Below are 14,171 nucleotides of genomic sequence, written 5' to 3'. Positions count from 1 at the left end.
GCCGGGTGGCGGCTTCGCCTTACCCGGCCTACGGGTTACTGAGCGGGCTTTTCAGTCGGCTCCAGCTGGAACACCACATCAACCTGATCGTCGAACTGAATGGTTGGCTGCTCGTAGGTTTCCTGAGCAGAAACCGGCGCGGCGTCCGCCTTCATCATCCGAACCATCGGGCTTGGCTGGTAGTTTGAAACGTGGTAGCGCACGCTGTAAACCGGACCGAGCTTGGTCTTGAAGCCGGATGCCAGCTGCTGCGCCTGATGAATGGCATCATCAATCGCCGCTTTACGCGCTTCGTCTTTATATTTCTCCGGTTGCGCAACGCCCAGCGAGACGGAACGAATTTCGTTCAGCCCAGCCTTCAGCGCACCATCCAGCAATCCGTTGAGCTTATCTAGCTGGCGTACAGTCACTTCCACAGTACGCACGGCGCGATAGCCTTTCAGGATGCTTTTGCCGTTCTGGTAGTCGTAATCCGGTTGGGTACGCAGGTTCGCAGAGCTGATGTCTTTTTTCGCGACACCGTTCTGTTCCAGGAAAGAGAGGTATTGCGCAACACGATCGTCTGCCTGTTTCTTGGCGGAAGCAGCATCTTTCGCCGCCACGTTCACTTCAATTGCCAGGGTTGCAACATCCGGTACCGCATCCACGCTTGCCGTGCCTGAAGTGACAATGTGCGGGCCGTTTGGCAGTTCATTCGCCTGCACCGACACCGCACCTAAACTTACTAATGCCGCCAGGGCCATCACCTTAAACTTCACTGTCATTCCTCCATGTTGCGAAGAGTGCCCCATCAACAGGGCTCATGCCAGCAAGCTTAGCGGGTCTTGTTCAGATGTCCATAAGACAACGCTTAGTTGAACAATCCCTGTACGTGATGAATGCCCTCTTTCGCCAGCTGGAAGGCAATAAACCACATCACCAGCCCCACCAGGGTATTGATAATGCGCTGCGCTTTAGCGGTGCGCAGACGTGGCGCCAGCCATGCCGCCAGGATCGCAAGACCAAAGAACCAGAGGAAGGAGGCGCTGACCGTACCGAGCGCAAACCAGCGCTTGGGCTCAACGTCCAGCTGTCCACCCAGGCTGCCGAGCACCACAAAGGTATCAAGGTAGACGTGCGGGTTAAGCCACGTCACGGCGAGCATGGTGACGATAATCTTCCAGCGCCCCTGCTTCATCACTTCGGCGCTCGCCAGCTCAAGATTGCTGCTCATGGCCGTTTTCAGGGCGCCAAACCCGTACCACAGCAGAAACGCTACGCCGCCCCAGGTAACCAGCGCCAGCAGCCACGGCGACTGCATCAGCAAGGCGCTGCCGCCAAAAATCCCGGCGCAAATCAGTAGCAAATCGCTCACCGCGCACAGCAGGGCAATCATCAGATGATACTGGCGGCGAATGCCCTGGTTCATCACAAACGCATTTTGTGGACCAAGGGGAAGGATCATGGCCGCGCCTAACGCAAGCCCCTGAAAATAATAAGATAACATGACGTAATTCTCGCAGAGTTGTCCTGGAGGCAGACTATACTGCGGGAACGACATTAGAGGAAATTGATAATATTAATTGGGGATTAGCCGGGCTAATAAAAGAAAAGCCCGGTGTCGCTGACGCTTACCGGGCCTACGAGAGACGTTACTCTGCTTCTTTGATTTTTTTGACGTTTACGTCCATCTGCGGGTACGGGAAGCTGATGCCGTTGGCATCGAAATCACGCTTAATGCGCTCCAGCACGTCCCAGTAAACGTTTTGCAGATCGCCGCTTTTACTCCAGATGCGCACCACAAAATTAATGGATGACGCGCCCAACTCGTTCAGGCGAACGGTCATTTCGCGATCTTTAAGAATGCGATCATCTGATTCGATGATATCGGTAATCAGCTTTTTCACCAGCTCAGTATCTGAATCATAGCCAACCCCGATAATGAGTTCATTACGGCGAACCGGCTCACGAGAGAAGTTAGTAATGTTGCCATCAATAACTTTCTTGTTTGGCACAATGACGATTTTGCCGTCTGCCGAACGCAGCGTGGTAGAAAAAATCTGCACGTTCAGCACGGTGCCCGCAGTGCCACCGAGATCAACATACTCTCCGGCACGGAAAGGACGGAACGTCACTAACAGTACGCCAGCTGCAAGGTTAGCCAGCGAGCCCTGAAGAGCGAGACCTACGGCCAGACCAGCGGCACCAAGTACAGCAATGACCGAAGCGGTCTGTACACCGACCCGCCCCATTGCCGCAATGAGGGTAAACGCAATAATCCCGTAACGCACCAGCGCAGATAGGAAATCAGCAACGGTTGCATCGATATGACGGGATAGCATTACGCGATTAACGCCCCGGGAAACCGTGCGGGCAACGATCATCCCCACAATAATAATGGCGATTGCCGCCGCAATATTCACAGCGTAACTAATCAGGAGCGCCTGGTTGCGCACCAGCCAGGAGCCAGCGTTATTGATGCTATCTACAACACCGAGATCTTCCATTTATCTTTCCTTATGCTCATAAAAACCACAAAATCTATCCCACACGGAGACAGGCAGGTCAGTAAAGGGTAAACAAAAAGCCATGATATTGCCAAACAGATCACAAAAACAGAGGCATCAGGCTATTGAAAAGGCATAAAAAAAGGCCCGCATATGCGGACCTTCTTGACGCTATGAACAGCTCAAATTACAGAACGTCAACCGCGTTCAGTTCTTTGAATGCCTGCTCCAGACGAGTAATCATAGAAGTCTGGGCAGCGCGCAGCCATACGCGTGGATCGTAGTATTTCTTGTTCGGCTGGTCTTCGCCTTTCGGGTTGCCCAGCTGACCTTGCAGGTAAGCTTCGTTGGTTTTGTAGTATTGCAGGATACCGTCCCAGGTTGCCCATTGGGTGTCGGTATCGATGTTCATTTTCACTACGCCATAGCTTACGGAGTCTTTGATTTCCTGAGCAGAAGAACCGGAACCGCCGTGGAAGACGAAGTTCAGGCTGTTGTGCGGCAGGTTGTGTTTCTTAGACACGTATTCCTGAGAATCACGCAGGATGGTCGGAGTCAGAACCACGTTACCTGGTTTGTATACGCCGTGTACGTTACCGAAGGACGCTGCGATGGTGAAGCGTGGGCTGATTTTGCTCAGCTCGGTGTAAGCGTAATCAACGTCTTCTGGCTGAGTGTACAGAGCAGAAGCGTCCATGTGGCTGTTGTCCACACCGTCTTCTTCACCGCCGGTGCAACCCAGTTCGATTTCCAGGGTCATGCCCATTTTGGACATACGCGCCAGGTACTTAGAGCAGATCTCGATGTTTTCTTCCAGAGACTCTTCGGACAGGTCGATCATGTGAGAAGAGAACAGTGGCTTACCGGTTGCTGCGAAGTGTTTTTCACCTGCGTCCAGCAGACCGTCGATCCATGGCAGCAGTTTTTTCGCGCAGTGGTCAGTGTGCAGGATAACCGGAACACCGTAGTGCTCAGCCATCTGGTGAACGTGATGTGCGCCAGAGATAGCACCCAGGATAGCAGCGCCCTGAGGAACGTCAGTTTTCACGCCTTTACCTGCGATGAACGCAGCGCCGCCGTTAGAGAACTGAACGATAACCGGTGCTTTAACTTTTGCAGCGGTTTCCAGTACGGCGTTGATGGAGTCGGTACCTACGCAGTTAACTGCTGGCAGTGCGAAGTTGTTTTCTTTAGCTACCTGGAACACTTTCTGTACGTCATCACCAGTGATAACGCCAGGTTTTACGAAATCAAAAATTTTAGACATGTTGCTTAGTCCTGTATCTTCGGCCGTTAGAAAAGGTGCGAGCTCTGATAAGCGCGCTGAAAATTGGGCAGGTTTCCCTGCCCCTGAATGGCTTACTTCTTAGCGCGCTCTTCGAGCATTGCTACTGCTGGCAGGACTTTACCTTCCACGAATTCGAGGAATGCGCCGCCACCAGTGGAGATGTAGGAGATATTGTCAGCGATACCGAACAGATCGATAGCTGCCAGGGTGTCACCACCGCCTGCGATAGAGAACGCTTCGCTGTCTGCGATAGCGTTAGCCACGATCTCAGTCCCTTTGCGGAAGTTCGGGAATTCGAACACGCCGACAGGACCGTTCCACAGGATAGTTTTTGCGTTTTTCAGGATTTCAGCCAGTTTCTGTGCAGAAACGTCGCCCAGGTCCAGAATCTGCTCTTCATCTTTGATGTCGTTAACAGATTTCAGGGTTGCGGTAGCGGTTTCGGAGAACTCGGTAGCTACACGAACGTCAGTTGGAACCGGGATATCACAGGTGCTCAGCAGACGTTTGGCTTCGTCAACCAGATCCGCTTCGTACAGGGATTTACCCACGTTGTGGCCTTGCGCAGCAACGAAGGTATTCGCGATACCACCACCAACGATCAGCTGGTCAGCGATTTTGGACAGGGAATCCAGTACGGTCAGTTTGGTAGACACTTTAGAACCACCAACGATAGCGACCATTGGACGAGCAGGTTCTTTCAGAGCTTTACCCAGCGCTTCCAGTTCGTCAGCCAGCAGCGGACCTGCACAGGCGACGTCTGCGAATTTACCGATACCGTGGGTAGATGCCTGCGCACGGTGAGCCGTACCGAATGCATCCATCACGAATACGTCGCACAGCGCAGCGTATTTTTTGGACAGGGTTTCGTCGTCTTTCTTTTCGCCTTTGTTGAAGCGAACGTTTTCCAGAACAACCAGCTCACCTTCGGCAACTTCCACGCCGTCCAGGTAATCTTTCACCAGGCGAACCGGGCTGGACAGTTTGTCTTTCAGGTAATTAACAACCGGCAGCAGAGAGAACTCTTCGTTGTACTCGCCTTCAGTTGGACGGCCCAGGTGGGAGGTGACCATCACTTTAGCGCCCTGCTTCAGAGCCAGTTCAATGGTTGGCAGAGATGCACGGATACGCGCGTCGCTGGTCACTTTGCCATCTTTAACCGGTACGTTCAGATCGGCACGGATGAAAACGCGTTTACCTGCCAGATCCAGATCGGTCATCTTAATTACAGACATGGTGAATCCTCTCGTTGATTCTTAAAGTTTTGCAAGCGCAAGGTGCGCTCTACCTGAAACCTTTTGCGGCCATGGCTAACGTGGTGTCGAGCATTCGGTTAGCAAAGCCCCATTCGTTATCACACCAGACCAGCGTCTTGATAAGGTGCGCACCACTGACTCGCGTCTGCGTGCCATCCACGATGGCGCTGTGCGGGTCGTGGTTAAAATCTACTGAGACCAACGGTAATTCCGTATAGTCAACTATACCATGAAATGCTCCCTGTGCCGCTTTTTGCAGCAACAGGTTGACTTCACAGGCTTTTACCGGTTTTTTCACCGTCACGCTAAGATCGATTGCGGTGACGTTTATCGTCGGCACGCGCACGGCAATCGCTTCGAAACGGTCGTTAAACTGCGGGAAAATACGGGTGATCCCGGCAGCCAGTTTCGTATCCACCGGAATGATGGACTGGCTCGCCGCGCGAGTGCGCCGTAAATCCGGATGGTAGGCGTCGATGACCTGCTGATCGTGCATGGCGGAGTGAATCGTGGTCACGGTGCCGGATTCAATGCCATACGCATCGTCTAACAGTTTAATGACCGGAATAATGCAGTTGGTGGTGCAGGAGGCGTTGGAGACAATGCGGTGTTCAGCTTGCAGCTCGTGCTGGTTGACGCCAAACACGACGGTGGCGTCGAGGTCGTTACTGCCGGGATGGGAGAACAGCACTTTTTTCGCGCCAGCATTCAGATGCGCTTCGCCATGTTCACGGTTACCGTACACGCCGGTACAGTCCAGCACCACATCCACACCCAGTTCGCGCCAGGGCAGCCCTTCAATACTGTTCTCATGCAGCACGCGGATGGCATCGTCACCGACGAACAGCTGTTCCCTTTCCTGGCGAACGTCCCAGGCAAAGCGACCGTGGCTGGTATCATATTTCAACAAATGCGCCATGCCCGCAGCATCCGCCAGTTCATTGATTGCCACCACGGTGATTTCCGCACGACGCCCGGATTCATATAAAGCACGAACCACGTTGCGTCCGATGCGACCGAAGCCATTAATCGCTACGCGTACGGTCATAGATCTCCTGCAAAGCTATCCCTGAGTTTGAGGTGGCTGAAAGAGTAATCCAGCGACGCCCGAAGGGGAATCCTTGCTGTCACAAACTGCGATTGATTGGTCAATTGTCGAACATTTAATCGACTGAAACGCTTCAGCAAGAATAAGCGAATCGGGGAATAAAAGGAATCTCTGTCCAGATGAATAAGCGAGCTATATGACTTGCATCACATTTTCGGTGGAATAATTTACAGAGCAGTTACATGTCTGAGGAATCGTGCATACAAAAAAGCCGGGTGGCGCTAACGCTTACCCGGCCTACATTTTATGCCATTTGTAGGCCCGGTAAGCGTTAGCGCCACCGGGCAAAACGGCAATTACAGCAGTTCTTTCGCCTTAGCGACAACGTTCTCAACGGTGAAGCCGAACTCTTCAAACAGCTGTTCAGCTGGCGCAGACTCACCAAACGTGGTCATACCGACGATAGCGCCGTTCAGACCTACGTATTTGAACCAGTAGTCAGCGATACCCGCTTCCACTGCCACGCGAGCGGAGACCGCTTTAGGCAGTACGGATTCGCGGTACGCGGCATCCTGCTTGTCGAACGCATCGGTAGACGGCATGGAGACCACACGCGCTTTCACGCCTTCGGCAGTCAGTTTTTCCCATGCGGCAACGGCCAGTTCAACTTCAGAACCGGTCGCGATGAAGATCAGCTCAGGCTGGCCTGCGCAATCTTTCAGCACGTAACCACCGCGCGCGATGTTTGCCAGCTGCTCTGGGGTACGCTCCTGCTGCGCCAGGTTCTGACGGGAGAGGATCAGTGCGGTCGGGCCATCATGACGCTCAACGCCGTATTTCCACGCCACCGCAGATTCAACCTGGTCACATGGACGCCATGTGCTCATGTTCGGGGTCACGCGCAGAGAAGCCACCTGCTCTACTGGCTGGTGGGTAGGACCGTCTTCGCCCAGACCGATGGAGTCGTGGGTGTAGACCATCACCTGACGCTGTTTCATCAGCGCAGCCATACGCACGGCGTTACGTGCATATTCCACAAACATCAGGAAGGTAGAGGTGTATGGCAGGAAGCCACCGTGCAGAGCGATACCGTTGGCAATCGCGGTCATCCCGAATTCACGTACACCGTAATGGATGTAGTTACCGGCAGTATCTTCGTTGATTGGCTTAGATCCGGACCACAGGGTCAGGTTTGATGGCGCCAGGTCAGCGGAGCCGCCGAGGAATTCTGGAAGCAGAGGGCCAAACGCTTCGATCGCATTCTGAGATGCTTTACGGCTGGCGATCTTGGCTGGGTTCGCCTGCAACTTCGCGATGAATTCGTTCGCTTTCGCGTCGAAGTCAGACGGCATGTCGCCTTTCATACGACGGGTGAATTCAGCCGCTTCCTGAGGGAAGGCTTTCGCGTATGCCGCGAACTTCTCGTTCCAGGCCGCTTCTTTCGCCTGGCCCACTTCTTTCGCATCCCACTGAGCGTAGATTTCAGACGGGATTTCGAAGGCAGGGTGTTTCCAGCCAAGTGCTTCACGGGTCAGTGCAATTTCCGCGTCGCCCAGCGGTGCGCCGTGGGAGTCATGAGTGCCCGCTTTGTTCGGAGAACCGAAGCCGATGATGGTTTTGCACATCAGCAGGGACGGTTTGTCGGTCACGGCGCGCGCTTCTTCTACGGCACGTTTAATCGAGTCAGCATCGTGGCCATCAACGCCGCGCACAACGTGCCAGCCGTAGGCTTCGAAACGTGCGGCGGTGTCGTCAGTGAACCAGCCTTCAACATGACCGTCGATGGAGATGCCGTTGTCGTCGTAGAACGCAACCAGTTTACCCAGCTTCAGGGTGCCTGCCAGGGAGCACACTTCGTGAGAAATGCCCTCCATCATGCAGCCGTCGCCCAGGAAGGCGTAGGTGAAGTGGTCAACGATGTCGTGGCCAGGACGGTTAAACTGCGCCGCCAGGGTCTTCTCTGCAATCGCCATCCCTACGGCGTTAGCGATGCCCTGACCCAGCGGACCGGTAGTGGTTTCAACGCCAGCGGTGTAGCCCACTTCCGGGTGACCTGGAGTTTTGGAGTGCAGCTGACGGAAGTTTTTCAGCTCTTCGATTGGCAGATCGTAGCCAGTGAGGTGCAGCAGGCTGTAGATCAGCATAGAGCCGTGGCCGTTAGACAGCACGAAACGGTCGCGGTCTGCCCATGCCGGGTTCTGCGGGTTGTGGTTAAGGAAATCACGCCACAGGACTTCGGCGATGTCAGCCATGCCCATAGGGGCGCCCGGGTGGCCGGATTTGGCTTTCTGTACTGCGTCCATGCTCAGCGCACGAATAGCATTAGCAAGCTCTTTACGTGAGGACATTTTAACTCCAGATCGGACTGTTAAAGGCCATGCCCTTGACGACAGCGCGTTTTGGGCTACGCCGGAAAAAAGTGCCAACAATGTAACCCAAGCCGCAGGGCATGTACATGGACCATTCTTTTGCAGCTTAAGAAATCTCTGGATCATGCTCGCATGTTGCGCAATCTGCTCGCCCGCCTCTGTCGATATTCCTTATACTTAGCCCGACACCGGCTTCGTTGACGGTGCATTTTTCGGAATTAATTCAGATTAACGAGTACGGAAGCAACATCATGAAAATGCGTGCAATCGGGCTGGCTGTGGGAACAACGCTCCTGCTAAGCGGCTGTCAGAATATGGATTCTAACGGCCTGATGACCTCAGGCGCAGAAGCTTTTCAGGCCTACTCATTGAGCGATGCGCAGGTGAAAGCGCTGAGCGACGAGGCCTGTAAGGATATGGATGGAAAAGCTACGCTTGCCCCGGCAAACAGCACCTACACGCAGCGTCTGAACAAGATTGCTTCCGCGCTGGGCGACAACATTAACGGTCAGCCGGTGAACTACAAGGTGTATATGGCGAAAGACGTCAACGCCTTTGCGATGGCGAACGGCTGTATCCGCGTTTACAGCGGCCTGATGGACATGATGACCGACAACGAAGTGGAAGCGGTGATCGGCCATGAAATGGGTCACGTTGCACTGGGTCACGTGAAGAAAGGGATGCAGGTTGCGCTGGGCACCAATGCCGTGCGCGCAGCGGCGGCCTCTGCGGGCGGCATCGTCGGCAGCCTGTCCCAGTCGCAGCTGGGCGACGTGGGCGAAAAACTGGTGAACTCGCAGTTCTCCCAGCGTCAGGAGTCGGAAGCGGATGACTACTCTTACGATCTGTTGCGCAAACGCGGCATCAATCCATCGGGTTTAGCTACCAGCTTCGAAAAACTGGCGAAACTGGAGGAGGGCCGTCAAAGCTCCATGTTTGACGATCACCCGGCTTCGGAAGAGCGTGCGCAGCATATTCGCGACCGTATGGCGGCAGACGGAATTAAATAATTTCAGAAGGAGGCAGTTTTGCCTCCTTTTTATTTCGCATGAATTGTTAACTTAAAAGCACGTATCGATAACACCCCTGAAAGGCCCGCCAAATCTGCCCTGTCACACTGAAATGTCTGGTCACATAATTATTGCAAAGGTAACTTTTTCCGGTAATTATCTTTTCCGCAGTTATTCAAATTAATATATCCAGACAGAGACGTTCCCTCCGTGAAAAAAGAATTATCATTAATTGCTTTAAGTTTATTTGCCGCATTACCTGCCGCCGCAAGCCAGCAATCCGACAGCAAGGGTTTTATTGACGACAGCCATCTGGATCTGTTTTTACGCAATGCGTATATCAGCCGCGACTACCATCAGGGCCAGCAGGACAAAGCCGAATGGGGTCAGGGGATCATCGCCACGTTTGCATCCGGCTATACCGAAGGGCTGGTGGGCTTCGGCGTGGACGGTATCGCGCAGTATGGCGTGCGTCTGGACGGTGGCCGCGGCAAGAGCGGCGCGGGCGGCATCGACTTCTTTAAGCAGGAAGACGACGGCCGGGCAAAATCCGATCTGGCAAAGTTTGGCGCGACGGCCAAAATGCGCATCTCCAATACCGTGCTGAGCTACGGGAACCAGCGTCCTGAACTGCCAATCATTACATCCGACAGCTCCCGCCTGCTGTTTGAAAGCTACACCGGCACCCTGCTGACCTCGAAAGAGATCGACGGTCTGGAAGTCAACGCCGGTTACTTCACCGACGAGCAGCGTAAAAGCGATGACCGCCACGACAGCGGACTGAAGAGCCTCTCCTTCGGCGGTGCGAGCTATCAGTTTAACGACCAGTTCAGCGGCGCGCTGTACGCCTCTCATAACGAAGAGGTGATGAACAAGCAGTACCTGGGCATGAACTTCAAACAGCCGTTCAGTACCGGGCAGCAGCTGGTGCTCGACTTCAACGGCTATAACTCCCGTCTCGACCAGCATTACGCGGACAGCCTCAACACGGGCCGCAGCAACACCATCTGGAGCCTGGCAGCGAGCTATATCTGGGACATTCACACGTTCAAAGTGGCGTACCAGCAGAGCAGCGGCAGTACCGGCTACAACTACGGCGGCTATCGCGACAAAGGCGGCGTGGGTGACGGCGGTAACACCATCTGGCTGGCGAACTCCTACTGGTCTGATTTCAACGGCGAAGATGAACGTTCCTGGCAGGCATCCTACGGTCTGGACTTTGGCGGCCTTGGTTTACCGGGCCTGAGCTGGACCACCGCCTACGTGCGCGGCGATAACATCAAAACCTCTGAAACCAGCAATGGCAAAGAGCACGAGTGGTTTAACCAGATCCAGTACCAGGTGCAGGATGGCCCGGCGAAAGATCTGAAGCTGAAGCTGCGCTACTCCGTACTGCGCGTCTCCAGCAACGCCAGCGAGTACAACGTGGGCGGGGACGAGATCCGCGCTTACGTGGAATACCCGTTTAACGTGTTCTGATTTACCCCCTCACCCTAACCCTCTCCCAAAGGGAGAGGGAACGCTGTCACCCTCTCCCTTTGGGAGAGGGCTGGGGTGAGGGCTTCAGACCGCACTGCACTGCTAGTAAAGCGTCTTCTGCGGCGGCCCCGCAAACTTAAGGGCGCCAATCTGCCCCATCCGCACTTCCACTACCGACGGCCCCGGCATCGCCAGCGCCTCCGTCATCACCGCATCAAAATCCTCTGCCCGCTCAACGCTCCACGCCTGAAGGCCAATCGCCTGCGCCAGCAGGGTAAAGTCCGGCGTATGCAGCGCGTTATAATACTGACGCCCGCCGAAATACTTATCCTGAATACCGCGCATCACCCCGTAGCCGCCGTCGTTCATGACCAGCAGCGTCACGTTAGCTTTCTCCTGCGCCAGCGTCGCCAGCTCGCCTAAATTGAGGCTCAGGCCGCCGTCGCCCACCAGCCCCACCACCTTGCGCTGCGGGTTGGCAATCGCGGTGCCGATGGCCATCGGCAGCCCCATACCAATCGCCCCGGCGAGGGAGTGAATGTTCATCATCGGACCGTTAGCCCTGAACAGGCGGCTACCCCACAGGCTGCCGGACACGGTGATATCGCGCACCAGCAGGCCGTCTGTCGGCAGGGCTTTTGCTATGGCGTCGTTAAGCTTCGCATAGGCGCCGCACTGCTCGCGCAGCCCCTGTTCAGCTTGCCCGACCGCCTGCTGCACCTGCATATCCCACTGGGGACTGCCCCACTCGCGGCCCTGTACTTTTGCAGCCAGCGCGCCAAGCACCGCTGAACAATCGGCTATCAACGTGCTATCCATCAGGTAGTTACGGCTCGCTGCCGCCGGGTCGATATCGATCTGCACCCGCGGGGAAGGCAGCTCAAGCGTCCAGGAACGGGTTTCGTTGCTGCGCAGGCGAGAACCGGCCACCAGCGTAAAATCGCACTGCGCGATCAGCGCCTCCACCGACGGCGAGTTGTGAAACGCCCGCAGGCTGGCGCGGTGGCTGTCAGGCAGCACGCCGCGCGCATGGGTGCTGGAAATCACGGTGATGCCCGCATCCGCCAGCGTTTTAACCGCGTCTGCGCTGCCCAGCGCCCCGCCCCCCAGCCACAGCAGCGGCTGTTTCGCCTGTTGGAGCTGCGCCCACAGCGCGTCAACCATTCCGGTATCCACGGCTGGAACCGATGCCGGTTTAACCGGTTTAGTCACCAGCGACAGCGGAATTTTGGCGCCCTGAATATCAATCGGGATTTCCACCGAGACCGGTCCGCACGGCGGGGTCTGCGCGTCCTGGATAGCTTTATGCAGAATCGCTATCGCCTGATTCGCATTGCTGATGCGGTACGCCCGTTTTGAGCTGGCCTTCAGGAAGGTCAGCTGGTCACGGGTTTCATGGATAAACCCGGTGTCGGCGTCCAGCCAGGCTTTCTCAACCTGCCCGGTTAAATGCAGCAGCGGCGTGCAGGCATTCATGGCTTCCACCAGCGCGCCTACCGCATTACCCGCCCCCGCGCCGGTGCTGGTCAGCGCCACGCCGAGGCCGGAAAAGCGCCCGTGGGCATCGGCCATGGTGACGGAACCGGCTTCACCGCGCGCGGGCACAAAGCGGATATTGCCCCGCTGCCCAACCGCATCCGCGATCGGCAGGTTGTGAATAGAGATGACGCCGTAGATGGCCTCAACCTGATACTGCTCCAGCGTTCTGGCGATGGCGTCGCCGACGGTTATCATTTCACTCATTGCTCACCCTTTCTCAGTCGCACCAGTGGTTGACGCTGTTACCCGTCGCCAGATAAATGCTCTTTTGTTGCATCCAGGCCTTCAGCCCCTGGATACCCTTCTCGCGGCCCAGACCGCTCTCTTTAAAGCCCCCGAACGGGGTCGAAATCGCAAAAACCTTGTAGGTGTTGATCCACACCGTGCCAGCCTCCAGCTGCTCGCTGAGACGCAGGGCGCGCCCGGTATCGCGCGTCCAGATCCCCGCCGCCAGGCCGTAAACCGAGTCGTTCGCCTCGCGGATAAGCGTGGCTTCATCGCCAAACGGCATCGCCACCAGCACCGGGCCGAAGATCTCTTCCTGACAGGCGCGGGCGCTGTTGCTCAGCCCTTCGATAATCGTGGGCAGGAAAAAGCTGCCGTTTGCCAGAGCGGGATCGGCGGGTATCTCACCGCCGCACAGCACGCGGCCCCCTTCGCGCTTCGCCAGTTCGACGTACTCGATCACGCTCTGGCGATGTTTTTCGCCGATCAGCGGTCCGACATGCACGCCGTCGGTAAACGGGTGTCCGACGCGCAGCCCGCGAGTTAATTCCAGCAGCCTCGCCATCAGCGGGGAGTAAATGCTCTCGTGGATAAACAGCCGCGACCCGGCGATACACGCCTGCCCCGCCGAGCTGAAAATGCCATAGCAGATCCCGCGCGCGGCCTGTTCGATATCAGCATCCTCCAGCACAATGGTCGGCGATTTGCCGCCCAGCTCCAGCGAGGCCGGGATCAGTTTTTCCGCCGCCACGTGCGCCAGATGACGGCCCGTGGTGGTACCGCCGGTAAAGGAAATTTTGCGCACGCGAGGATGACGCGCCAGCGCATCGCCAATCACCGAGCCTTTGCCCGGCAGCACGCTCAGCAGCCCGGCGGGCAGCCCGGCCTGTTCAAAAATCCGCGCCAGCTCCAGCGCCATCAGCGGCGTGGCTTCGGCGGGCTTGAGGATCACCGCGTTCCCGGCGGCAATCGCCGGTGCGACCTTCTGCATTTCGCTGGCAATCGGCGAGTTCCACGGCGTGATGGCCGCCACCACGCCGAGCGGCTCATAGCGGCTCAGCGTCAGCAGATCCGGCTGGCGCGGCGTGGGCAGTTCCCCTTCCAGCAGCTCGCAGGCGGCGGCAAAGTAGCGCGCCGTTCCCGCCGCGCTCATCACCAGCCCGCGCGCTTCCGCCAGCGGCTTGCCGTTATCACGGCTCTGCATCTGCGCCAGCGCGTCGACGCGGGATTCAATGAGATCGGCAACCTTATACAGGATCTTCGCGCGCATATGCGGCAGGCTGTTACGCCAGGCGGGATCGCGCCAGGCGCGCTCTCCGGCGTCTACCGCCTCCTCCAGGTCATCCAGACTGGCGGCGTTCAGCGTGGCGTTGATAGACCCGTCTGCCGGGAAGTGGCTCTGCATCGGGTTGCCGCCGCCGTGTCGCCACTGGCCGCCGATAAAAATCTTCAGATCGTCCATCGTCTCTCC

General features: G+C 56.4%; 11 protein-coding genes. 2 read left to right on the top strand and 9 right to left on the bottom strand.

Going from position 1 to position 14,171, the window contains the following annotated elements; genetic code table 11:
- Positions 1–35 precede the first annotated feature (35 nt).
- The 7 genes from O1722_RS04265 to tkt form a co-directional block, all read right to left on the bottom strand.
- Positions 36–758 (bottom strand): oxidative stress defense protein, encoded by a 723-nt coding sequence (locus O1722_RS04265; RefSeq protein WP_017382904.1) that lies wholly within the window; start codon positions 756–758, stop codon positions 36–38.
- Positions 759–850: 92 nt separating this feature from the next.
- Complete coding sequence (gene argO, locus O1722_RS04260) at positions 851–1,486, bottom strand: arginine exporter ArgO (protein WP_003860085.1); 636 nt, start codon at positions 1,484–1,486, stop codon at positions 851–853.
- A gap of 145 nt (positions 1,487–1,631) precedes the next feature.
- The gene (mscS, locus tag O1722_RS04255) at positions 1,632–2,486 is read right to left on the bottom strand and encodes a small-conductance mechanosensitive channel MscS (RefSeq protein ID WP_032102946.1); all 855 of its coding nucleotides are present in this window, start codon (positions 2,484–2,486) and stop codon (positions 1,632–1,634) included.
- A 187-nt stretch (positions 2,487–2,673) separates the two neighbouring features.
- Positions 2,674–3,753 carry a class II fructose-bisphosphate aldolase gene (fbaA, locus tag O1722_RS04250; RefSeq protein ID WP_017692704.1) on the bottom strand — a complete coding sequence of 360 codons (1,080 nt, stop codon included), beginning with the start codon at positions 3,751–3,753 and terminating at the stop codon, positions 2,674–2,676.
- Between the two features lie 92 nt (positions 3,754–3,845).
- On the bottom strand, positions 3,846–5,009 hold the full coding sequence (gene pgk, locus O1722_RS04245) for a phosphoglycerate kinase (RefSeq protein WP_033487636.1): 1,164 nt from the start codon (positions 5,007–5,009) through the stop codon (positions 3,846–3,848).
- 49 nt (positions 5,010–5,058) lie between these two features.
- Positions 5,059–6,078 (bottom strand): erythrose-4-phosphate dehydrogenase, encoded by a 1,020-nt coding sequence (epd, locus tag O1722_RS04240; protein ID WP_015571810.1) that lies wholly within the window; start codon positions 6,076–6,078, stop codon positions 5,059–5,061.
- A gap of 356 nt (positions 6,079–6,434) precedes the next feature.
- Positions 6,435–8,426, bottom strand: coding sequence for a transketolase (gene tkt / locus O1722_RS04235; protein WP_017382908.1), 1,992 nt, complete (start codon positions 8,424–8,426; stop codon positions 6,435–6,437).
- 272 nt (positions 8,427–8,698) lie between these two features.
- Here tkt and loiP point away from each other — a divergent pair, with 272 nt between their 5' ends.
- Together loiP and O1722_RS04225 are read left to right on the top strand one after the other, a co-directional pair.
- Positions 8,699–9,457 carry a metalloprotease LoiP gene (gene loiP / locus O1722_RS04230; RefSeq protein ID WP_017382909.1) on the top strand — a complete coding sequence of 253 codons (759 nt, stop codon included), beginning with the start codon at positions 8,699–8,701 and terminating at the stop codon, positions 9,455–9,457.
- A gap of 210 nt (positions 9,458–9,667) precedes the next feature.
- Positions 9,668–10,936 carry an OprD family outer membrane porin gene (locus tag O1722_RS04225; RefSeq protein ID WP_017382910.1) on the top strand — a complete coding sequence of 423 codons (1,269 nt, stop codon included), beginning with the start codon at positions 9,668–9,670 and terminating at the stop codon, positions 10,934–10,936.
- A gap of 102 nt (positions 10,937–11,038) precedes the next feature.
- On the opposite strand, the gene O1722_RS04220 is transcribed toward O1722_RS04225, so the two are convergent.
- Complete coding sequence (locus tag O1722_RS04220; RefSeq protein ID WP_033487637.1) at positions 11,039–12,679, bottom strand: thiamine pyrophosphate-binding protein; 1,641 nt, start codon at positions 12,677–12,679, stop codon at positions 11,039–11,041.
- A gap of 13 nt (positions 12,680–12,692) precedes the next feature.
- On the bottom strand, positions 12,693–14,162 hold the full coding sequence (locus tag O1722_RS04215; RefSeq protein WP_033487638.1) for an aldehyde dehydrogenase: 1,470 nt from the start codon (positions 14,160–14,162) through the stop codon (positions 12,693–12,695).
- Positions 14,163–14,171: the final 9 nt, after the last annotated feature.

It is taken from the genome of Enterobacter cloacae complex sp. HYC003_NIDB (assembly GCF_056673375.1).
Note: the sequence above shows the minus strand (reverse complement) of the source record. Positions and strands in the feature narration are given on the sequence as shown.